The organism is Arthrobacter sp. 2RAF6, from assembly GCF_052115205.1.
In the GTDB taxonomy this organism is placed as follows: domain Bacteria; phylum Actinomycetota; class Actinomycetes; order Actinomycetales; family Micrococcaceae; genus Arthrobacter.
In genome coordinates, this window is record NZ_JBFRGF010000022.1 from 1 (window position 1) to 19,688 (window position 19,688).

At 63.5% G+C, this 19,688-nt stretch carries 21 protein-coding genes; 15 read left to right on the plus strand and 6 right to left on the minus strand.

What is annotated here, in order from left to right:
• Nucleotides 1-485, minus strand: a 485-nt coding sequence (locus AB4Z38_RS15640) for an FAD-dependent monooxygenase (RefSeq protein WP_441430550.1), incomplete at its 3' end; no start/stop codon positions are given.
• 197 nt (nucleotides 486-682) lie between these two features.
• On the opposite strand from AB4Z38_RS15640, the gene AB4Z38_RS15645 reads away from it, so the two are divergent.
• The 7 genes from AB4Z38_RS15645 to AB4Z38_RS15675 all read left to right on the plus strand — a co-directional run bounded on the left by AB4Z38_RS15645 (nucleotide 683) and on the right by AB4Z38_RS15675 (nucleotide 7,802).
• Nucleotides 683-2,140 (plus strand): fumarylacetoacetate hydrolase family protein, encoded by a 1,458-nt coding sequence (locus AB4Z38_RS15645; protein WP_441430551.1) that lies wholly within the window; start codon nucleotides 683-685, stop codon nucleotides 2,138-2,140.
• A complete protein-coding gene (locus AB4Z38_RS15650) occupies nucleotides 2,133-2,807 on the plus strand; it encodes a GntR family transcriptional regulator (protein WP_441430552.1) in 675 nt (224 codons plus the stop codon). The genes AB4Z38_RS15645 and AB4Z38_RS15650 overlap by 8 nt, the downstream gene beginning before the upstream one ends.
• Nucleotides 2,808-2,862: 55 nt before the next feature.
• The gene (gene hpaE, locus AB4Z38_RS15655; RefSeq protein ID WP_441430553.1) at nucleotides 2,863-4,377 is read left to right on the plus strand and encodes a 5-carboxymethyl-2-hydroxymuconate semialdehyde dehydrogenase; all 1,515 of its coding nucleotides are present in this window, start codon (nucleotides 2,863-2,865) and stop codon (nucleotides 4,375-4,377) included.
• A gap of 118 nt (nucleotides 4,378-4,495) precedes the next feature.
• Entirely contained in the window at nucleotides 4,496-5,584 is a 1,089-nt protein-coding gene (hpaD, locus tag AB4Z38_RS15660; protein ID WP_441430554.1) for a 3,4-dihydroxyphenylacetate 2,3-dioxygenase, read from the plus strand.
• Between the two features lie 53 nt (nucleotides 5,585-5,637).
• Nucleotides 5,638-6,423, plus strand: a complete 786-nt coding sequence (gene hpaH / locus AB4Z38_RS15665) for a 2-oxo-hept-4-ene-1,7-dioate hydratase (RefSeq protein WP_441430555.1) — start codon at nucleotides 5,638-5,640, stop codon at nucleotides 6,421-6,423.
• Nucleotides 6,408-7,256, plus strand: a complete 849-nt coding sequence (locus AB4Z38_RS15670) for an HpcH/HpaI aldolase family protein (RefSeq protein ID WP_441430556.1) — start codon at nucleotides 6,408-6,410, stop codon at nucleotides 7,254-7,256. The genes hpaH and AB4Z38_RS15670 overlap by 16 nt, the downstream gene beginning before the upstream one ends.
• Before the next feature lie 117 nt (nucleotides 7,257-7,373).
• Nucleotides 7,374-7,802 (plus strand): hypothetical protein, encoded by a 429-nt coding sequence (locus tag AB4Z38_RS15675; RefSeq protein ID WP_441430557.1) that lies wholly within the window; start codon nucleotides 7,374-7,376, stop codon nucleotides 7,800-7,802.
• A gap of 15 nt (nucleotides 7,803-7,817) precedes the next feature.
• On the opposite strand, the gene AB4Z38_RS15680 is transcribed toward AB4Z38_RS15675, so the two are convergent.
• On the minus strand, nucleotides 7,818-8,354 hold the full coding sequence (locus AB4Z38_RS15680) for a hypothetical protein (RefSeq protein ID WP_441430558.1): 537 nt from the start codon (nucleotides 8,352-8,354) through the stop codon (nucleotides 7,818-7,820).
• 295 nt (nucleotides 8,355-8,649) lie between these two features.
• Between AB4Z38_RS15680 and AB4Z38_RS15685 the strand changes: the two genes are divergently transcribed.
• Both AB4Z38_RS15685 and AB4Z38_RS15690 read left to right on the plus strand, forming a co-directional pair.
• On the plus strand, nucleotides 8,650-9,858 hold the full coding sequence (locus tag AB4Z38_RS15685) for an aspartate transaminase (protein ID WP_441430559.1): 1,209 nt from the start codon (nucleotides 8,650-8,652) through the stop codon (nucleotides 9,856-9,858).
• 45 nt (nucleotides 9,859-9,903) lie between these two features.
• Nucleotides 9,904-10,578 carry a 4-carboxy-4-hydroxy-2-oxoadipate aldolase/oxaloacetate decarboxylase gene (locus AB4Z38_RS15690; protein WP_441430560.1) on the plus strand — a complete coding sequence of 225 codons (675 nt, stop codon included), beginning with the start codon at nucleotides 9,904-9,906 and terminating at the stop codon, nucleotides 10,576-10,578.
• 184 nt (nucleotides 10,579-10,762) lie between these two features.
• Here the strand turns inward: AB4Z38_RS15690 and AB4Z38_RS15695 are convergent, their stop codons facing one another.
• Together AB4Z38_RS15695 and AB4Z38_RS15700 are read right to left on the minus strand one after the other, a co-directional pair.
• Entirely contained in the window at nucleotides 10,763-10,984 is a 222-nt protein-coding gene (locus AB4Z38_RS15695) for a hypothetical protein (RefSeq protein ID WP_441430561.1), read from the minus strand.
• A 134-nt stretch (nucleotides 10,985-11,118) separates the two neighbouring features.
• A complete protein-coding gene (locus AB4Z38_RS15700) occupies nucleotides 11,119-12,051 on the minus strand; it encodes a LysR substrate-binding domain-containing protein (RefSeq protein ID WP_441430562.1) in 933 nt (310 codons plus the stop codon).
• 510 nt (nucleotides 12,052-12,561) lie between these two features.
• On the opposite strand from AB4Z38_RS15700, the gene AB4Z38_RS15705 reads away from it, so the two are divergent.
• Genes AB4Z38_RS15705 through AB4Z38_RS15725 form a run of 5 tightly spaced genes read left to right on the plus strand, consistent with a single transcriptional unit; the run spans nucleotide 12,562 to nucleotide 17,288 of the window.
• On the plus strand, nucleotides 12,562-13,350 hold the full coding sequence (locus AB4Z38_RS15705) for a LamB/YcsF family protein (RefSeq protein WP_441430563.1): 789 nt from the start codon (nucleotides 12,562-12,564) through the stop codon (nucleotides 13,348-13,350).
• A gap of 1 nt (nucleotide 13,351) precedes the next feature.
• Nucleotides 13,352-14,074: a 5-oxoprolinase subunit B family protein gene (locus AB4Z38_RS15710; RefSeq protein WP_441430564.1), complete on the plus strand. Its 723-nt coding sequence runs from the start codon at nucleotides 13,352-13,354 to the stop codon at nucleotides 14,072-14,074.
• Nucleotides 14,071-15,084, plus strand: coding sequence for a biotin-dependent carboxyltransferase family protein (locus tag AB4Z38_RS15715; protein WP_441430565.1), 1,014 nt, complete (start codon nucleotides 14,071-14,073; stop codon nucleotides 15,082-15,084). The genes AB4Z38_RS15710 and AB4Z38_RS15715 overlap by 4 nt, the downstream gene beginning before the upstream one ends.
• A 57-nt stretch (nucleotides 15,085-15,141) precedes the next feature.
• Nucleotides 15,142-16,482: an MFS transporter gene (locus tag AB4Z38_RS15720; RefSeq protein WP_441430566.1), complete on the plus strand. Its 1,341-nt coding sequence runs from the start codon at nucleotides 15,142-15,144 to the stop codon at nucleotides 16,480-16,482.
• A 56-nt stretch (nucleotides 16,483-16,538) separates the two neighbouring features.
• A complete protein-coding gene (locus tag AB4Z38_RS15725) occupies nucleotides 16,539-17,288 on the plus strand; it encodes an SDR family oxidoreductase (protein ID WP_078107213.1) in 750 nt (249 codons plus the stop codon).
• 208 nt (nucleotides 17,289-17,496) lie between these two features.
• Here the strand turns inward: AB4Z38_RS15725 and AB4Z38_RS15730 are convergent, their stop codons facing one another.
• Complete coding sequence (locus AB4Z38_RS15730; protein ID WP_084784486.1) at nucleotides 17,497-17,931, minus strand: acyl-CoA thioesterase; 435 nt, start codon at nucleotides 17,929-17,931, stop codon at nucleotides 17,497-17,499.
• A gap of 226 nt (nucleotides 17,932-18,157) precedes the next feature.
• Between AB4Z38_RS15730 and AB4Z38_RS15735 the strand changes: the two genes are divergently transcribed.
• Entirely contained in the window at nucleotides 18,158-19,051 is an 894-nt protein-coding gene (locus AB4Z38_RS15735; RefSeq protein ID WP_441430567.1) for a cytochrome c oxidase assembly protein, read from the plus strand.
• Between the two features lie 40 nt (nucleotides 19,052-19,091).
• On the opposite strand, the gene AB4Z38_RS15740 is transcribed toward AB4Z38_RS15735, so the two are convergent.
• A complete protein-coding gene (locus tag AB4Z38_RS15740; protein WP_441430568.1) occupies nucleotides 19,092-19,595 on the minus strand; it encodes a GNAT family N-acetyltransferase in 504 nt (167 codons plus the stop codon).
• Nucleotides 19,596-19,688: the final 93 nt, after the last annotated feature.

Consider the following 19,688-nt stretch of genomic DNA (forward strand, 5'->3'; position numbering starts at 1 on the left):
TCGGGGGTCATGCGGGTAGGGGAGTTCGCCATGAACTCGGCGAAGTAGTCCAGGACGCGGGCCTGGTTGACGATGAGGTGCGGGAATTCGCTGATGTTACCCGTTGGATCGTCGAGGGCGCGGGCGGTCCGGATGATGCGTGACGGATCCGCGGGGTCCGGCTTCCAGAACGCCATCTCCGTGATGCGGTACGCCTCGGCAATGATCCGCTCGGCGAATCCGAAGGCCTGGAAGGTCTCCACGCTCCGGGCCTGGATCCCGTCGGCCTGGCCGATCGCGAGCCTCCCGCCGCGGCGCTCCACGATCCGGGTTGTGACGCCCGGGAACTGGGACAGCTGCGCGGCGGCGAGCATTCCGGCGGGCCCGCTGCCGACAATGAGCACGTCGACCTCGTCAGGAAGATCCGCGGGCCGGTCGATCCCGACGCCGGCAGTCGGCTGGACTCGCGGGTCACCGGATACGTAACCGTGGTGGTGGAACTGCACGGGCTTTCCTCACTTCTTTGTGTGGTTGTTCAAATATAGAACTGTGAATTCTCTATTTGAACTCTGAATTGGATTCCAACTGTACGGCAGGGGTGACATGGCTACAAGGTCACGGCACTGAAAACCGGGGGTTGACGTCCCGAAACTCCCGGGTCATAGTTATCGTATACGATTTCGTACTCGATGAGGAGTAAATCTTGGAACAGGTCACCGACCACATCCTGGCCGCGGCCCGCAAGGTCATCGCGGTGCATATCAACTACCCCAGCCGGGCGGCCCAGCGCGGCCGTACGCCGGAGCAGCCGTCGTACTTCCTGAAGCCATCGTCGTCCCTTGCGCTCAGTGGCTCGACGGTAGAGCGTCCGGCCGGCTGTGAACTCCTCGGATACGAGGGCGAGATCGCGCTGGTCATCGGCAAGCCGGCCCGCCGCGTAGGTATAGAAGACGCCTGGAGCCACGTCGAGTGGGTGACCGCCAGCAACGACCTCGGCGTCTACGACCTCCGCTACGCGGACAAGGGCTCCAACCTCCGGTCCAAGGGCGGCGACGGCTTCACCCCGGTGGGCCCGGCGCTCATCCCGGCCGCCGATGTCGACCCCTCCCGGCTGCGCATCCGCGCCTGGCACAACGGCGAACTCGTCCAGGACGACACCACCGAAGACCTGCTGTTCCCCTTCGCGCGGCTCGTTGCCGATCTCTCCCAGCTCCTGACGCTAGAAACCGGCGACATGATCCTGACCGGCACCCCGGCCGGCGCCTCCGTCGCCCAGCCAGGCGACGTCGTCGAGGTTGAAGTGACCGGAGGCGGGCTCAGCTCGGGTCGTCTCACCACCACCGTGACCGAGGGTACGACGGCGTTCGCGGACTTCGGTGCCCGGCCCAAGACCGATGACACCCAGCGGGAGGAAGCATACGGTTCCCGCGAAGCGGCCGGCCTGACCGCCGTCGCGCCCGTACTCACGCCCGAGCTGAAGAAGAAACTCGAGTCCGTCGCGACCGCCACCTTGTCCAGCCAGTTGCGCAAGCGCGGGCTGAACAACGTGAGCATCGACGGACTGCAGGCCACCCGCCCGGACCGCCGCGTCGTCGGGGTCGCCCGGACCCTGCGCTATGTGCCCAACCGGGAGGACTTGTTCAAGACCCACGGCGGCGGCTTCAACGCGCAGAAACGCGCCATTGACTCCGTCAACGAGGGCGAGATCCTGGTCATGGAAGCCCGCGGCGAAAAGGGCACCGGGACGGTGGGGGACATCCTGGCGTTGCGTGCCCAGATGCGCGGTGCGGCGGCCATCATCACCGACGGCGGCGTCCGCGACTATTCCGCGGTGGCAGGACTGGACATGCCCACCTACTTCGCCAACCCGCACCCCGCCGTGCTGGGCCGGCGCCACATCCCGTGGGACACGGACATCACCATCGCCTGCGGAGGGGCCACGGTCCAGCCCGGGGACATCATCGTGGCCGACTCGGACGGCATCCTGGTGATCCCGCCGGCCATCGCCGAAGAACTCGCGGATGAGTGCATCGAGCAGGAGAAGGAAGAATCCTTCATCTTCGAAATGGTCAAGCAGGGCAACAGCGTGGACGGTTTGTATCCGATGAACGCGCAGTGGCGTGCCCGATACGAGCAGTGGGAAGGAGCCCAAGGTGACTGAAACCGCCGTCGGGAGCAAATCCGAGCAGGCCTATACGGCCGTGAAGGCTCGCATCGTGGAGGGCACCTACACGCCGGGTTACCGGCTGGTGCTGGCCAAGATCGCCGAGGACCTCGGTGTGAGCGTGGTTCCGGTCCGGGAGGCGATCCGCCGCCTGGAGGCCGAAGGGCTCGTGAAGTTCGAGCGCAACGTCGGCGCCACCGTGTCCGGAATCGACCCGACCGAGTACCTGTACACGATGCAGACCCTGAGCATCATCGAGGGCGCGGCGACGGCGTTGTCCGCACCGCTGATCGGCGCCGTGGACATTGCCCGGGCCCGTGCGGTGAACGCCGAGATGCGCGACTGCCTGGAGCATTTCGACCCGGTCCGCTTCACGGCGCTGAACCAGGATTTCCACAGCGTGCTCTTTGAACACTGTCCCAATCCGCACATCCTGGACCTCGTGCACCGGGGCTGGAACCGGCTCGCCTCGATCAGGGCCTCGACGTTCCGCTTCGTCCCCGGCCGTGCGCAGGAATCCGTCAAGGAGCACGAGGCCCTGCTTCAGCTCATTGAAAGCAACGCCGACGCCGACACCATCGAACAAGCCGCCCGCCGCCACCGCAGCGCCACGCTCGACGCGTACCTCGCACAAAGCAACGCGGGGTCACTTAGCGCCCATTAAACGGCCCAACATGGGCTGTAAGTGACCCCGCGTTGCAACTAGTAAAGGAAAAGTAATGACGTTCACTGCACCAGAAACCACCACCCATTACGTCCCGAAGGACCTTCCCACCCACATCCAGCACTTCATCAACGGCCGGTTCGTGGACTCGGTCAGCGGGAAGACCTTCGACGTCCTGGACCCGGTCTCCAACGGTAACTACGCCACCGCCGCGGCCGGGCAGAAGGAAGACATCGACCTTGCCGTCGCCGCGGCCCGCGAGGCGTTCGTTAACGGTCCGTGGCCGAAGATGAAGCCGCGCGAACGTGCCCGCGTGCTGAACAGGATCGCCGACGCCGTCGAAGCCCAGGAAGAGCGCCTCGCCGAGCTCGAAACCTTCGATACAGGCCTGCCGATCACCCAGGCCAAGGGCCAGGCGTTGCGTGCGGCGGAGAACTTCCGCTTCTTCGCGGACCTGATCGTGGCCCAGTTCGACGACGCCATGAAGGTCCCGGGTTCGCAGATCAATTACGTGAACCGCAAGCCGATCGGCGTCGCGGGCCTGATCACCCCCTGGAACACCCCGTTCATGCTTGAGTCCTGGAAACTCGCCCCAGCCCTGGCCACCGGCAACACCGTGGTCCTCAAGCCTGCCGAGTTCACCCCGCTCTCGGCCTCCCTCTGGGCGCAGATCTTCAAGGACGCCGGCCTGCCGGACGGCGTGTTCAACCTGGTCAACGGCCTCGGCGAGGAAGCCGGCGACGCCCTTGTGAAGCACCCGGACGTGCCGCTGATCTCCTTCACCGGCGAGACCACCACGGGCCAGACGATCTTCCGCAACGCCGCCGCAAACCTCAAGGGCCTGTCCATGGAGCTGGGCGGCAAGTCGCCGTGCGTCGTATTCGCCGACGCCGACCTCGAGGCCGCGATCGACTCGGCCCTGTTCGGGGTCTTCTCCCTCAACGGGGAACGCTGCACCGCCGGCTCGCGCATCCTCGTCGAACGCGCCATCTACGACGAGTTCTGCGAAAAGTACGCGGCCCGCGCGAAGAAGATCGTCGTCGGCGACCCGCACGACCCCAAGACCCAGGTCGGCGCCCTCGTCCACCCCGAGCACTACGAAAAAGTGGCCTCGTACGTGGAGATCGGCAAGACCGAAGGCCGGCTGCTGGCCGGCGGCGGACGCCCTGAACACCTGCCCGCAGGGAATTACATCGCGCCGACCGTGTTCGCCGACGTCGCGCCCGACGCGCGGATCTTCCAGGAGGAAATCTTCGGACCCGTCGTCGCGATCACCCCCTTCGAGAACGACGACGAAGCCCTCGCCCTCGCGAACAACACCAAATACGGCCTGGCGGCCTACATCTGGACCCAGAACCTCACCCGCGCCCACAACTTCGCCCAGAACGTCGAGGCCGGCATGGTGTGGCTCAACAGCCACAATGTCCGCGACCTCCGCACCCCCTTCGGCGGCGTCAAGGCTTCCGGCCTGGGCCACGAAGGCGGCTACCGCTCCATCGATTTCTACACCGACCAGCAGGCCGTGCACATCACCCTCGGCGCTGTCCACACCCCCAAATTCGGCGCCTAGGCCCGGGTAGCCCAACTAGCCCGCACTTGTTGTCGTTTCGAGGCTCCAAAACGACACTTACTGCGAGTCAGTTGGGTACCGAGCACCAAAGACCCCCTTTCAAAGAAGAGAGAACCCCATGACCAACTTCGTCCCCACCCCCACCGTCCCCGCGCCGGATATCGTCCGCTGCGCCTACCTCGAACTCGTGGTCACGGACCTCGCCAAGTCCCGCGAGTTCTACGTGGACCTACTCGGCCTGCACGTCACCGAGGAAGACGAGGACACCATCTACCTGCGTTCCTTCGAGGAGTTCATCCACCACAACCTCGTCCTGCGCAAGGGACCTGTCGCCGCAGCAGCCGCATTCGCCTACCGGGTGAAGTCCCCGGCCGAGGTCGACGCCGCCGAGGCCTACTACCGGGAGCTCGGCTGCCGGGTTGAGCGCCGCAAAGACGGCTTCACCAAGGGGGTCGGCGACTCCGTCCGCGTCGAGGACCCGTTGGGCTTCCCCTACGAGTTCTTCTACGACGTCGAACACGTCGAACGCCTCACCCAGCGCTACGACCTGTACTCGGCCGGCGAACTGGTCCGCCTGGACCACTTCAACCAGGTCACCCCCGACGTTCCCCGGGGCCGGAAGTACCTCGAGGACCTCGGCTTCCGCGTCTCGGAAGACATCAAGGATTCCGACGGCGTCACCTACGCCGCGTGGATGCACCGCAAGCAGACCGTGCACGACACCGCCCTGACCGGCGGCAACGGACCGCGCCTGCACCACATCGCGTTCTCGACGCATGAGAAGCACAACATCATCCAGATCTGCGACAAGATGGGCGCCCTGCGCATCAGCGACCGGATCGAACGCGGCCCCGGCCGGCACGGCGTCTCCAACGCCTTCTACCTCTACATCCTGGACCCGGACGGGCACCGCATCGAGATCTACACCCAGGACTACTACACAGGCGATCCGGACAACCCCACCGTCACCTGGGACGTCCACGACAACCAGCGCCGCGACTGGTGGGGCAACCCCGTGGTCCCGTCCTGGTACACCGAGGCCTCGCTCGTCCTGGACCTGGACGGCAACCCGCAGCCGGTCATCGTCCGCGAGGAAAAGAGCGAAATGGCGGTCACCGTCGGTGCCGACGGCTTCTCCTACACCCGCCAGCCCGACGGCGGCCCCGCTGGCGAAAAGATGGGTTTCAAGGTCGGCTCGCAGCTCTAGGCCTACAGCCCTCAACGTATGCTGACCGCAGGATGGCCGAATGGAGTGTGGAGATGCTTGACCCGAAGACGATAGAAACCATCGCGGACGAACTGCTGGAAGCCGGCCGGAGCCGGACCCCGGTTCCGCGCCTGACTGCCCGGTATCCGGGCATGACGGTGGAGGATTCCTACGCCGTGCAGCAGTTGTGGCGGCGCCGGAACGAGGACGCGGGCAGAAAGCTGGTGGGCCGCAAGATCGGGCTGACGTCCAAGGCCATGCAGGACGCCACCGGTATCACCGAACCCGACTATGGCGCCATCTTTGACGACATGGTCCTGGAAACGGGCTGCTCCGTACCGTGGGACCAGTTCACCCACCCGAGGGTGGAGGTCGAGCTGGCCTTCGTCCTGAAGGATGGGCTCAAAGGTCCCGGCTGCACGATCTTCGACGTCCTGAACGCCACCGACTACGTGGTCCCGGCCCTCGAGATCCTCGATTCCAGGATCGAGATGGAGGGCCGGACCATCGTGGACACCATTTCGGACAACGCGGCCATGGGCGCCATGGTGGTGGGCGGACGCCCGGTCCGCCCGGACGCCGTCGACCTCCGTTGGGTATCGGCGATCCTGTACAAGAACCAGACCGTGGAGGAGACCGGCGTCGCCGCCGGCGTCCTGGACCACCCGGCCAACGGCGTCCATTGGCTCGTTAACAAGATCGCCCCGCACGGTGACGGGCTGAAGGCCGGGGAGATCATCCTCGCCGGCTCCTTCACGCGCCCGCTCTGGGTGTACAAAGGCGATACCGTCCACGCCGACTACGGACCGTTGGGAGTTGTCACATGCCGGTTCGAGTAGATCCAGACCGCACGTTCCGCGACGCCTTGCGGAACCAAACCGGCCCTGCCGGCCGGCCCCTCGTCGGGATGTGGGTGTGTTCGGGCAGCCCGCTCATCGCCGAACTGTGCGCAGGGGCCGGGCTGGACTGGCTCCTGATCGACGCCGAACACAGCCCCAACGGCCTTGAATCCATCCTCGCCCAGCTCCAGGCAGTCCGCGGCTATCCCGTCCAAGCCGTCGTCCGTCCGCCTGCCAATGACACTGTGCTCTTGAAGCAATACCTGGACCTGGGAGTGCAGGACCTGCTCATCCCCATGGTCAACTCCACCGTGGAAGCACAGGCCGCCGTCGCAGCCGTGCGATACCCGCCGCATGGCGTGCGCGGCGTCGGCTCGGCCCTGGCCCGCGCCTCGCGCTGGAACCGCATCCCGGACTACCTCGCCCGGGCCGCCGAGACCATCAGCGTCACGGTCCAGATCGAAACCGAGGCCGCCGTCGCCGCCGTGGAAGAGATCCTGGCGGTCGACGGCGTCGACGCCATCTTCGTCGGGCCCTCCGACCTCGCGGCGTCCATGGGCCTGCTCGGCGAGCAGGAACACCCGAAGGTGCGCGCCGCCGTCGAACACTGCCTCACCGCGGCGAAGACCGCGGGCAAGCCCGCCGGTGTCAACGCCTTCAACGAAGCCACGGCGCGGGCGTATATGGACGCCGGGGCGTCGTTCGTGCTGGTCGGCGCGGATGTCGCGCTCCTTGCCCGCGGCACGGAAGCCCTCGCGGACAAGTTCATCCCGACAGCCCCCGACGGCGGAGCGCCCTTTGGCGGGACAGGTGGCACGCCGTCGAGCTACTGAACTAGGTAGGTAGTCAGTACTCTTCCGGAGGTCCTTCGACGGAGCTACATTGGATATCCCGAGGCCGCTTGGGGGCGGTCGAGGAGGGGGTCGTCCGCAATTTCAATGGAGCATGCCGTGGTCCCGCAACCAGATCTCAATCCTCAACAAACTGCAGCCATTGCCCAACCGCCGGCTGCAAGGCGTTCAGGCCCCGTCGAGTACGACCTTCGGGCGGTTTACGTCCCGCAGTGGGGGCCGTTCCTGGATGATGAGGGACGCGAATTCTTCGTCACTGCCGTCGAATTCTGGGAGCACGCGACGGTGGTCAGCCTGTGCTGGAAACGCAGGCCCATGGCAGGGCAGGGAAGCCCGCCGCTGGTTGCCACGGATGAGCACGACCGGGTCCTGGGCGTGAAACGCATCTGGAACGTTGGTGCGCGATCGATCCAACATTTTGAACCGATTTCAACGTCAGCCCGCGCATTGACAGTGCTCATCGCCAGGAAAACAGGAACACAGGAACTGTTTAGCTGCAGGACGCCTCCGGCAAAGAAAGAACCCTGAAGAGAGCACGGCGGCCTACGCGGGCCGTCGGATCCGCCGGGTGGCCTTGCGGATGTGGTCCGGCGTAAGGCCGGTCAGCGATGCAAGTTTGATGTCGTCGCACGCCCGGCTGCGGAGGGCCATAACGATCAGTGCCTCCCTGCGCTCCTCGATGCGTCCCCTATGTTCTTCGGCCGTGTGGAGCTCAGCACTCTTGGCCTTCAAAGCGTCGAGATGGGCGCTCCGCGAAAGACCGCTCGGATGAAGGTCGCCATAGGCTAGCCCGATGGTCCGGACGGCACGCATGTTCTCCCGGGTCACTGCGGAGACGACCGCGACGCTGAGCCCATCTTCAAGGGCTTGGGCGATCATCTCATTGCGGGCAGCGGTCAGGGCCCTGATGGCGCTTGTTGCTTGAGTTAAGAGTTGCTTATGGGCCGTGAGCGAATGGATGAGCTTGTCATGTTCACCTGTGGCCGGTACGCGGTCCGCACTCGCCACTGGCGCCTTGGCACGGTAGGTGTACCTGCCGGTGGCTGACGGGCCCCGAAAGGAGCCGGATTGGGCTGGCATTGGATCCCCTTCGGACGCTTCGCTAACTCTTCTGGTCTATGAAATCTAGGCGGCGTTCGCAGAGCCGCGGAAATACCAATACCGCGTGAACCCATAAGGAAAGTGCATAGAAGATTCCCCTATGGGAATGAATTGTGCCTAAACAGCGAAAAATTTCCCGTATGGATCAGGCGGTCATAAGTGTCTCTTATTGATCCACGCACATTAGGTCTTATCCACAGCGCCCGGCAGTGCCTAGTCTCGAAATTGGGGATTCGACACCCGAATCCTGAGTTTCACGATTCTGGAGAAGACAATGTCCGAGTACCTGCCGGCGTCGAGGGTCACACGCATCAAGTCCTCAGCGAGCGTTGCGGCCGCCGCCCGCGTCCGTGAACTACGAGCCGAAGGCATCCCGATCATCGACCTGACCGTCGGCGAGCCGGACTTCGACACCCCCGACCACATCAAGGCGGCCGCCATCGAAGCGATCAACGCCGGCGAGACCAAATACACCTCGGTGACGGGAACGCCCGAGCTGCAGACCGCCATCCTCCGCCGGGTTGAAAGCCACACCGGCGTGCACTACGCAGCGAACCAGCTGACCATCGGCGGCGGTGCCAAGCAAGTCCTCTACGTTGCACTCATGGCATCGCTCAACGAGGGCGACGAGGTCATCGTCCCGGCACCGTACTGGGTGTCCTACCCGGACATGGTCCTCGCCAACGACGGCACGCCTGTGATCGTCCCTTGCGGAGAAGACGCCGGCTTCAAGCTCACGCCTGCCGCCCTGAAGGAAGCCATTACTCCCAAGACCAAGTGGCTCATCCTCAACGCTCCGTCCAACCCGACGGGGGCCGTGTACTCACGCGAAGAACTGCAGGCGCTGGGCGCCGTGCTTGAGGAATTCCCGCACGTCTACATCCTCACCGACGAAATCTACGACGAAATCCACTTCGGCGACGGCCGGGTAACGAGCCTCGTCACGGCGGTTCCTTCGCTGCGCGACCGCATCCTGCTGGTCAACGGCGTCTCCAAGGCCTACGCCATGACCGGTTGGCGCCTTGGCTACGGCGTGGGCCCCGCGCCTTTGATCGCGGCCATGAACAAGCTGCAGTCGCAGACGTCCTCCTGCCCGTCGTCGGTCAGCCAGGCAGCCGCGGCAGCCGCGCTGAACGGTGACCAGTCGTTCGTCCGGGACAGCGTGGAGGTGTACCGCAAGCGCCGGGACGTCGCCGTCGAAGGACTCAACGCCATTGACGGACTGTCCGTCGCGCCGGCCGACGGTGCCTTCTATGCGTACGTGAACTGCAGCGGCGTTATCGGCAAGACCGCTCCGGACGGCACCGTCATCGAAAACGACCAGGACTTCACCCTGTACCTCCTCAACGCGGCCGCGGTTGCCGTCATCCAGGGCTCGGCATATGGCCTTGGCCCCTACTTCAGGATCTCCTTCGCCACATCGCTGGAGACCATCAACGCCGGCGTCGACTCGATCCGCAAGGCAGTCGGCGCCCTCAACTAAGCCCCACGGGCACCCCAGAAGCCAGCCAAGAGAAAGATTCAGGAAATGATCCACGTAAAGACCAAATTCCAGAGGCCGGACGCCGACGTCGTCAGCCGCCTCGCGGCGTTCTCCTCCGCGACCATCCACGAAGCCCAGGGCCGCCGCGGCGCCCTGAGCTCGAAGATCAAGCCGATCGACCGCTCCATGTCGTTCTGCGGCCCGGCCGTGACCGTGGCCTGTGCCCCGCAGGACAACCTCATGCTGCAGGTCGCCATCCACTACGCCCAGGCAGGCGACGTGGTCCTGGTCGGTGCGCAGGAATTTTCCGACGCCGGAACCTTCGGCGACGTCTTGGGCAATGCCATGAAAGCCAAAGGCATTGCGGCGATGGTGACGGATTCCGGCGTGCGGGACACCCAGGACCTCATCGAACTGGGCCTCCCGGTGTTCTCGGGCAGCGTGTGTATCAAGGGCACAGTCAAGGAAACCCTTGGGCCGATCAACCACCCGATTGTCTTCGGCGATGAGATCATCTACCCCGGCGATATCCTCCGCGGTGACGCTGACGGCGTCGTGGTAGTGCGCCGTGAGGAAGCCGAGGAGGTCATTGCGCTCTCCCAGGCCCGGGACGATGCCGAACGCGAGCTCATCAAGGCCTACCACGCGGGAGGCACCACCATTGAGTTGTGCGGGCTGACGGAGAAGCTGAAGGCCAAGGGGCTCCTGGTCGAAGACTGATTGTCTCGCTGGGGCCGGTCACCGAATACGGTGGCCGGCCTTTCGCGCGCCTTTCCGGGCACGAAGAAGGCGCCTTGCCTGGGGCAAGGCGCCTTGAGTTGTGCGGCGGAGCTTGAGTGGTGCGGTGGAGAGGAAAACCGACGACGGCGGCTTGCCGGGCAGCGGTATGGCGTGGCGAGCCGAGTCAGTCGAGCCCGGGGTGTCCTGGCCGGGCATCGACCAGATACCATTCGATGCTGTGTCCGGCGTGGGCCGGCATGAGGCTTCCTTCGAAGACGAAGAGGGGTTCGCCCACGCCGCCCACAGGACGCCAGAAACCGTTCCTTGGGCAGTGGAATCCGGTCCGTGCACTGATCGCTCCGAGGGTTGGATTCGAAACCCACCGGGTCTGGCTGATCTTTTTCACCGCTGTTCCTTTGATTGGGTCCACGGAATCCGCGAGCCGCTTTCGAATTACTTGCTAATTCGATAATAGGAAATAAAAACGCCGGTGAATAAGACCAAAGACGTCTGTCCGGATAAGGCAATTTTATGGATGGGTCATGCCTCGGATGGATCGGCCGCGTACTTGCTGATCAACTGTTGCTGGAGCATCTCCTTGACCAGGATGAGCACGGCAGAGGCGGCCTCGGACAAAGGCTCATGGTCGGGGGTGCACAAGGCAATCTTGCTCTGCAGGGCCGGTTCGACGATCCGTAATACCTTGAAGTTCTCATCAGGGAAGAGCGCATCAGCGGCCGATTTCGGCAGGACAGTGGCCCCGAGGTTTGCGCGGATGAGCCGAACAAGCGACGGCACCGATTCCACTTCGCCTACGAGCCGCAGGGGCAATCCTTGGTCAGCCAGTCCCTTCTCGATGATCTGGCGCAAGGTGTGGTTCTTTTCGGGGAGGAACAATCCAAGGCTGCTCGCTTCTTCAAGCGTGACCGTTGTTCGACCGTGGGCGACGTCGACGTCTTCGTGGGTCACCAAGTGCAGGTCTTCCACAATCATGGTGGTGAACTGCACTCCGCGGATCTTCCCTGGTTCATAGATCAACGCCATGTCGAGGCGGCCGTTCTTGATCGCCTCGCTCAATACGCCGCCGAAGATCTCCGTCAGGTGCACCACAATGTCCGGGTAACGCCGGCCAACCTCGCGGATAATCTGCGGCGTCAGGCTGGAGGCCATGCTGTACGGTGCAATCGCGATGGACACCCTGCCGGACGGCGCGGCCCCGGATGTCGCTACGTCCTGCCGAGCTTGTTCGACGAGCCGCAGGATGGTCTGGGCGTGGCGATAGAGGGTGTGTCCCGCGGCGGTTGGCTCCACTCCTTGCTTACTGCGGATCAGCAGGCGTTGCTTCAAATCGCTTTCCAGCGCCGACACCTGCTGGCTAAGGGCAGGTTGGGCGACGTGGAGCGCGGCGGCAGCCTTGGTGATGCTCCCCGAATCGACGATCTTTACAAAGTATGAGAGCTTCCGCGTGTCCATGGGTCTGCCTTCCTCTAGACCCTCATCGGGGCCTGGATGCCATAAGGAAATTCTATGTAGGGACACACAATCCGTCTTTGTGTGACCTGTCTCTCAACGACTAATTTGAGATCCACATCCCGATGGTGGCGTTTCCCAATCCTTACCGGCAGTTCGTTGACTCCCATCAACCAATTATCCCGATACCCAAATATAGACGCATTCGGTGAACCGCCGTCGTCGGCCTTCAACAAGGAGGACGACGACGGCGGTTCGGCGGCTTGCGGTCCCTGCCAGCAGCATGTGTGCCGTAGGTCATAACCGGGAGCTATCCCGTGATAGCGAATAGGTCTTTGTGCCCGAAGTTCGTCGGTGCGAGACTTCTATCACCAAAGAATTACCGACAGTTCCTCTGATTGAAGAATTTTAGCCGAACAATTTCAATCGAACCGGCAACTGAATTCTTCCGATATTTCAGCAGTTCGTATGGAATAGCCGGACCCCAATGCAGAACCACGGAAAGAGAACCACGTGAACCCGATAATTGATCTTGTAGCGGATCTCGGAGAGGGATTCGGTGCCTACACGATAGGCAGCGACACCGATCTTCTGGAGATCGTTTCAAGCGCCAATATCGCATGCGGGTTCCACGCAGGCGATCCCGACATCATGGACGCCACCGTTGCTGAATGCGTTCGCCGCGGGGTGGGTATTGGGGCCCATCCGAGCTTCCCGGACCTGCGTGGTTTCGGTCGCAGGGACATGGGCCTGACTGCCAATGAAGTGCGCGCGGATGTCCTGTACCAGCTGGGGGCCCTGAATGGCTTCGCTGCCTTCCACGGAACCAAGGTGACCCACATTGCGCCGCACGGCCGGCTGGGAAATCTCGTAGCCGTCCGTGCGGACTACGCCGAGGCCGTGGCCGAGGCCGCCGCACGCGTAGACAACGAACTCATCGTGGTCGCGCAGGAGGGCGAGTTGGCCAAGGCGGCACGTTCCGCTGGCCTGGACGTGGCCATTGTGGGCATCGTCGATCGTGCTTACCAGGAAGACGGGACGCTGGTCCCGCGCAGCCAGCCCGGCGCGGTACTGCACGATCCCTCGGCCATTGTCGAGCGAACCGTCCGCATGGTGTGCGAGGGCAAGATCCGGTGCGCCAACGGCACTGACATCGACATTTCCGCAGACACTGTCCTGCTTCACGGGGACAATCCCGGAGCCGTCGAACTCGCCCGGCTCATCCGCTCGAAGCTCATTTCGGCCGGCGTCCGTATCGCTCCGCTGACCCAAGTCATGGATGCCAAGAGGAAGGCGGCCTGACATGTCCGTTCTCACAGCGGCTCCCACCGAGATCTACGAATCCGGAGACTCCGCATTGCGCGTCGTCGCCCTTGCCGAAGCAAGCGAGGACAACTGGCTCACGGTCCACCGTCTTGCTGACTGGCTGGAGAGCTGTGGCGCCGAGGGCCTTCACGGCGCGGTACCCACCTACGATTCCGTGCTGGTGGAATTCGACCCCGTCCTGGTATCGGCCCGCCAAATGCGCGCGTTCGTCAAGCTGGGACTCCTCGAAATGGGTCGTTCCGCCGGCACCGCAGCAGCACCCCGTGAGTTTGATGTTCCGGTGGCTTACGGGGGCGAATACGGTCCCGACCTGGAGAAAGTAGCCGAATACCAGGGCATCTCCATCGAGGAAGTGATCCGCGTGCACACCGAGAAGACCTACACCGTCCGCTGCCTGGGTGCACCGGCTGGCTCGCCCATGATGGACGGTCCCGCGTTCCCCAAGCCCGTGCCGCGCCTCAAGGATCCGCGGCTTAGCGTCCCGGCGGGTGCAGTGGCCGTGGCAGGACGCCAAGCGGTCATCGCACCCGCGTCCGCGCCGGGTGGCTGGTGCGTCATCGGCCAGACCCCGTTGACCGTCCTGAACATTCGTCGCGAACCACTCGTCCCCTACAAGCCAGGAGACATTCTCCGTTTCCGTCGCATCGAGGCCGGAGATTTCGACTCATACGTCGGCAAGGAACTGGAACCAAGGCCATGAACGGGCATATTCTCATCCAGCAACCCGGTAACGCCGTGGTCACAGACCTTGGCCGGTTCCGCGGACCTCGCTTTGGACTTCCGGTCAACGGCGCCTTGGACCAGTACTCAGCCCGGGCCGCCAACATCCTGGCCGGCAATCTGGACAACGATCCGCTCGTGGAGATCACGGCCCTCGACTTCAGGATGAAAGCGCAGTCCGACATCCTGATCGCAATCACGGGGGCTCCTCTGACACTCACCGTCGGTGGGCGTCCGTGCAGCCAGTGGGAACCGGTTTCGGTCCGTGCAGGCGAGACGGTGGCCATCCGGGGAATCAACCGGGGCCTCCGCGCCTACCTGGCCATCCACGGTTCGGTAGAGGTCCCTGCGTTGCTGGGCAGTTGTGCCCCAGACACCGTTGTGGGCTTCGGCCTGCAGCTCAAGGAAGGAGCCACGCTCCTGACCCGCCGCAGCGTGGGCCCTGTTCGCCAACCGTACTTCGACCTACCGCTCTTCCGGCTAGGTCTTGAACGGCCGAACATGGGACAGGAGCTGATGGTCGATGTGACCGACGGTCCGGATGTCGCCGAGTTTGGCGATTCCGCCGAGTTGCTCTTCACATCTGAATACGCGGTGAGTGGCCGGAGCAACCACATCGGCCTCAGGCTCGGCGGCCGACTTCCGGAAAGAACCTCAAGCGGTGAAGTGCTGTCGCGCGGGGTCCCGGTGGGCGCCGTCGAAGTTCCCTCACGGGAAGAACTGCTGGTACTGCATCGGGGACGCGGCGTTACCGCCGGATATCCAGTCCTCGCCGTCGTCACCAGTATTGGCCTGGACGTCCTTGCCCAAGGCCGCCCGGGCGACAAGGTCCGCTTCAGGAAAACAACAGTGGCAGAGGCAACTGCCGCCCATCGGCGCTCGCGGGCGCAACTTGAAACCCTCCGCGAATCCGTCAATACCGTCTTCGGACTCCTTGGCATTGGATGCCGACCCCAGTGGCAGGACCTACCAGTTGCAGCATGCAGCTAAAGGCCTGTCGCCAATACAAGTAGCAGTTGCTACGCTCAACATCAAGAAGGAAATGTCATGACCGCAAACACCAACGCTGCGCAAGTGCAGCATGAACGGCTCACGGGCCGTCAAACGCGCAAGGTTGTCACCGCAGGCTGCGTTGGCATCTTCGTGGAACTCTATGACAACGGTATCTTCGCCTTCATGGCCGGAACGCTTGCCTTGGTGTTCCTTGCCCCTGGCAACCCGGACAACGCCCTTTTGTTCGTATTCGCCGGCTACGCAGTCTCGTTCTTCGTCCGGCCCCTAGGCGCAGTTGTTTGTGGCTACTTGGGCGACCGGATAGGCAGGCAAAAGCTACTGGTCTTCGTCATTCTGCTGATCAGCGTGGCCACCGCCGGTATCGGAGTCCTGCCGACGTACGCGGCTATCGGCATCGCGGCGCCCATACTGCTTGTCCTCTTGCGGCTCCTGCAGGGCTTCTCGGTCGGTGGCGAAGCCGCCGGCGCGATGACCTTCCTCGCTGAGCACGCCCCCGAGGGCAAGCGCGGCATCATCACCTCCTACGCCCAGATCGCTTCGTTCGCTGCACTGCTCACCGGCACCCTCGTGGCATTCTCCATGTCACCGTGGCTCACCCAGGCCGCGATCGACGGCGGCGGCTTCGGCGCCTTCGCATGGCGCATCCCTTTCCTGGTCGCCATTCCGATGGGCGTCATCGGTTGGTACATCCGCAAGGCCATCGCGGACACCCCCAACTTCACAAAGCTCAAGGAAGAGGGCGGCCTCTCCAAGAACCCGCTCAAGGAAGCCTTCCAGTCCGCTGAGCACCGCCGGGCCATGGTTCTGGCCCTCTTCATCCCGCTCATGAACGGCTCCGGCTACTACGTCCTGTTCTCCTACATGCCTACGTTCCTCAAGGGTAAGCAGCTCAACTTCACTATCGGCGAGGCACTGTTCATCACCGCCTGCAGCCTGGTTGTCATCTGCATCGCCATACCTTTCATGGGTGCCCTGTCCGACCGTATCGGCCGCAAGAAGGTCATCGCCGGATCCGCCATCGCAATGACCATCCTGGGCATCCCCTCCTACGCCCTGATCGCAACGGGAAACATGGGCCTAGCTATCCTTGGCGCCTCGATCATGGCTATTGTCTTCGCTGGCCACACGGCCGTCATCCACATCTTGATCGTTGAGCTGTTCCCGACCCGGGTCCGGTACTCCGCTTACGGCCTCGGCTACAACATCTCCTCCGCGCTCTTCGGCGGAACGGCCCCGTTGCTGATGACCTGGCTTATCAGCAGTACCGGCAACATCTATATGCCCGCCTTCTACGCAGTCATCACGGCCCTCGGCACGCTTGCAGCCGTGAGCACGGTCAAGGACCGGGCCCACGAACCCCTGCGCGACGCTTAAGCGCCGCTGACCTCCGGCACACTTCGTGCCTTCCATTTCCACTCTTTGGAGAACCGATGTCTTTTTCCGACTACAACACCGCCCTCGTCACCGGAGCGTCAACCGGCATGGGTGCCGCGATCACGGAGCGCCTAGCCAAAAGAGGCCTGACCGTTCACGCCGTGGCCCGCAACGAGGAACGCCTCAGCGAACTGGCCGATCGTACGGGCGCCATCCCGCACGTAGTTGACTTGACCGACACAGCGGCCCTGACCGCCGTCGTGAGCGAACTGAAGGTCGACGTCCTGGTCAACTGCGCCGGAGTTTCCCGTCCCGGAAACCTCCTGGACTCGTCCGAGCAGGACATCGACGAGCTCATCGACGTCAACCTTCGCGGCCTGCTTCAGCTCACGAGGCTGGTCCTGCCGGGCATGGTGGAACGCGATCTTGGCCACATCATCAACATCAGCTCGATCGCCGGGGTCTACAACTTCTATGGCCACACGGTCTACCACGCCACGAAGGCAGCCGTGCACCAGATCTCACGCCAGCTCAGGAACGACACGGTCGGCAAGCGCATCCGCGTGACCGAGATCTGCCCGGGCCGGGTGGAAACCGAGATCTTCGGCCGGAACATGGGCGGGACGCCTGAAGCTATGGAAGAAGCGTGGAAGACCTACTACGAAGGCTACGAGTCGCTGACCACTGACGACATCGTCAACGCCCTCGACTACGCCATCGAAACCCCGCGCCACGTGAATGTGGGCATGCTGGAACTCATGCCGACGTTCCAGGTCCCCGGCGGTCTCACCTTCGATAGGCGCTGACCCCCGCCTTACTGAGGCGCCGCGCCCGTCCTGGGCGCCCCAAAGTTCCGGCGACACCACTCCCGTCACCGGAAATACAAGCTGGCGGCCGCGAATTTCGCGGCCGCCAGCACCCGTTTCCGGGGAAAAGCTTTTAGGCGGCTCCGTCTTGGGCGGGCCCGACGCCGGGCAGGGCCCGCCGCTTTAGGAGGGGCCCGACGTCGGGCGCTCAGTCCTCGTGGAGCGCTTGCGTCAAGTGGTGCGTGGGGATGCGGTCACGGTCATAGGTGATTTCCGTGTAGCCGTGCGGTTCCGGCCGGCCGTCGTGCCCGAGGTTGACGAACACGATTTCCTCGATCGTCAGGATGCTGTCGCGGGTGATCATGTTGCGCACTTCCGCTCGCATGGTCAGTGACGTCCGGCCGAAGCGGACTGCGGTCAGGCCCATCTCCACTAGATCGCCCTGAACGGCCGAGCTGACAAAGTTGATTTCGGAGATGTACTTGGTGACGGCGCGGCCATTTCCAAGCTGGAGGATTGCGTAAATTGCCGCTTCCTCGTCGATCCATTTCAGCAGGCTTCCACCGAACAGCGTGCCGTTGGCGTTGAGGTCCTCCGGACGTATCCACTTGCGGGTCCGGAACGTGATGTCAGCCTTTTCCATAATGCGAGATTAGCCGAGGCCGGGCGCCCGCGTCTCCTGCGGTGTGCCATGCTTGGCGCGACTCCGTAACATGGATACGGTGCACCCGGTTCAGGGCACAACACGACACGCCGAATCGCGCACCATGCGGCACGCCGGGAAAGCGCTGGAGGAACACCATGAAGATCGACAAAACCCATCGCAGTGCCGGGCTGAGCACCCGGCCTTCCGACGTGGACCACTGAACATGCCACCGTTGAACGCCGTGTTGGGCGCATGGTCAATGAACTGGCCTGCCCTGGTCATTCTTATTGCCACAGCCGCCCTGTATTCAAAGGGCCTGATGGCTGCCAAGCGTCGGGATATCCGCTGGCCTCTGTGGAACTCGTTTGCCTTCTTCGCCCTTGGCCTGGGTAGTTTCGCGGCCCTCAGCTTTGGATTCCCGGGAACGTACAGCCACGAGCTGCGGTGGGCGTTCACCCTCAAAGTGACGTCCTACCTGTTTGTGGTCCCGCTGTTGATTGGCCTGGGCAAGCCGTTAACCCTTGCAAGGCAGACCCTTGGCCCCATGGGCGCTGCGAGGCTGGAAGCTGTACTCGGGCACCGGCTCGTTCGCATGCTCAGCAACACGCTCGTGGCGGCGCTTCTGGGACTCACCATGTTCACGGTGTTCCTGACCCCGTTTTTCTACGTGCTCCGGACCAACCCCGCCGCCGACGTCATCCTGACGCTGCTGGTGCCCGTCATGGGACTCCTCATGACCGTACCGATCATGGAAGACGGTGCAGGTCGCACCTCATCGCTCATCGTCGTCGAGTTCATCTTTGTATTCATTGAGCTGCTCGCCGATGCGGTGCCGGGAGTCCTGATGCGGCTCAGTCCGGGAATTCTCGACGGCGCCACGTCAGTCTTGGGCAATCAACCAGGCTGGTTCCCCTTGCCGCTACGGGACCAGCAACTCGCGGGAGACCTGATGTGGTTCCTCGCGGAGATCGTGGATCTTCCCCTCATCATCTTGATGTTCGTCCGGTTCTCCCGGAGCGACAAGCACGAGGCCAAGAGCTTCGACGACCTGAGCGATGAAGAAATCGAAGCACTGAATCGGGCCCATCTGGGTCAGGGCGGACGCAGCCTGGATTGATCGGTGGGCCAGCCTGGCTGGAGCGGAGGCCAGCCTGTCCTTAGGCCATCGCCGTGTGCGAGGCGCTGTGCGAATCGATCGGCTTGGCGTAGCACTGCGAGTGGCTGACACCAATATAGGGGCCGAAGTTGGGCACTGCGGCGAAGCCGGCGCTTTCGTAGAAGCTGCGGCCGTCCGATTGGGCCGAACCCGCTTCCGCTGTGATCATGCTGAAACCGTGGGCATGTGCCTGCGCTTCCAACGCTGCAAGGATTGAGCTGGCCACTCCTGAGCCCCTCGCGTACGGGACGACGTATAGACGCTTGATTTCCGCGGTTTCGGCATCCAGAATCCTTAGCCCTCCGCAACCCAGGGGCTGGCCGGAGCACTTTTCGTAGGCAACGACGAAAACGGCCGTGTCCGCTTCCGACGGCGCGGGTCCTGGCTCGTGGTCTGAGTTGCCGAAACGTGCGTCCAGTTCCGCTTGCTGCGCCGCGCGGAGGTCTGCACCCACCGGGTTAGACCAGGTGACCTGTCTGATGTTGAGCCGCGGATTGGTCTGCATCGGAACCTCTTTCGCCGGAGGGGGTTATGCCTATCAAGCCTAAGAAGCGGGGGTTACCGCGGTGTTTCCTGCGCGTAAGCGTCCGGAGAAATA

Excerpts from the sequence above, each read along its gene's own strand:
- hpaE (WP_441430553.1), top strand. The coding sequence starts at position 2,863 with ATGACGTTCACTGCACCAGAAACCACCACCCATTACGTCCCGAAGGAC.
- hpaD (WP_441430554.1), top strand. The coding sequence starts at position 4,496 with ATGACCAACTTCGTCCCCACCCCCACCGTCCCCGCGCCGGATATCGTC.
- hpaH (WP_441430555.1), top strand. The coding sequence starts at position 5,638 with ATGCTTGACCCGAAGACGATAGAAACCATCGCGGACGAACTGCTGGAA.
- AB4Z38_RS15670 (WP_441430556.1), top strand. The coding sequence starts at position 6,408 with ATGCCGGTTCGAGTAGATCCAGACCGCACGTTCCGCGACGCCTTGCGG.
- AB4Z38_RS15680 (WP_441430558.1), bottom strand. The coding sequence starts at position 8,354 with ATGCCAGCCCAATCCGGCTCCTTTCGGGGCCCGTCAGCCACCGGCAGG.
- AB4Z38_RS15685 (WP_441430559.1), top strand. The coding sequence starts at position 8,650 with ATGTCCGAGTACCTGCCGGCGTCGAGGGTCACACGCATCAAGTCCTCA.
- AB4Z38_RS15690 (WP_441430560.1), top strand. The coding sequence starts at position 9,904 with ATGATCCACGTAAAGACCAAATTCCAGAGGCCGGACGCCGACGTCGTC.
- AB4Z38_RS15700 (WP_441430562.1), bottom strand. The coding sequence starts at position 12,051 with ATGGACACGCGGAAGCTCTCATACTTTGTAAAGATCGTCGATTCGGGG.
- AB4Z38_RS15710 (WP_441430564.1), top strand. The coding sequence starts at position 13,352 with ATGTCCGTTCTCACAGCGGCTCCCACCGAGATCTACGAATCCGGAGAC.
- AB4Z38_RS15715 (WP_441430565.1), top strand. The coding sequence starts at position 14,071 with ATGAACGGGCATATTCTCATCCAGCAACCCGGTAACGCCGTGGTCACA.
- AB4Z38_RS15720 (WP_441430566.1), top strand. The coding sequence starts at position 15,142 with ATGACCGCAAACACCAACGCTGCGCAAGTGCAGCATGAACGGCTCACG.
- AB4Z38_RS15725 (WP_078107213.1), top strand. The coding sequence starts at position 16,539 with ATGTCTTTTTCCGACTACAACACCGCCCTCGTCACCGGAGCGTCAACC.
- AB4Z38_RS15730 (WP_084784486.1), bottom strand. The coding sequence starts at position 17,931 with ATGGAAAAGGCTGACATCACGTTCCGGACCCGCAAGTGGATACGTCCG.
- AB4Z38_RS15735 (WP_441430567.1), top strand. The coding sequence starts at position 18,158 with ATGCCACCGTTGAACGCCGTGTTGGGCGCATGGTCAATGAACTGGCCT.
- AB4Z38_RS15740 (WP_441430568.1), bottom strand. The coding sequence starts at position 19,595 with ATGCAGACCAATCCGCGGCTCAACATCAGACAGGTCACCTGGTCTAAC.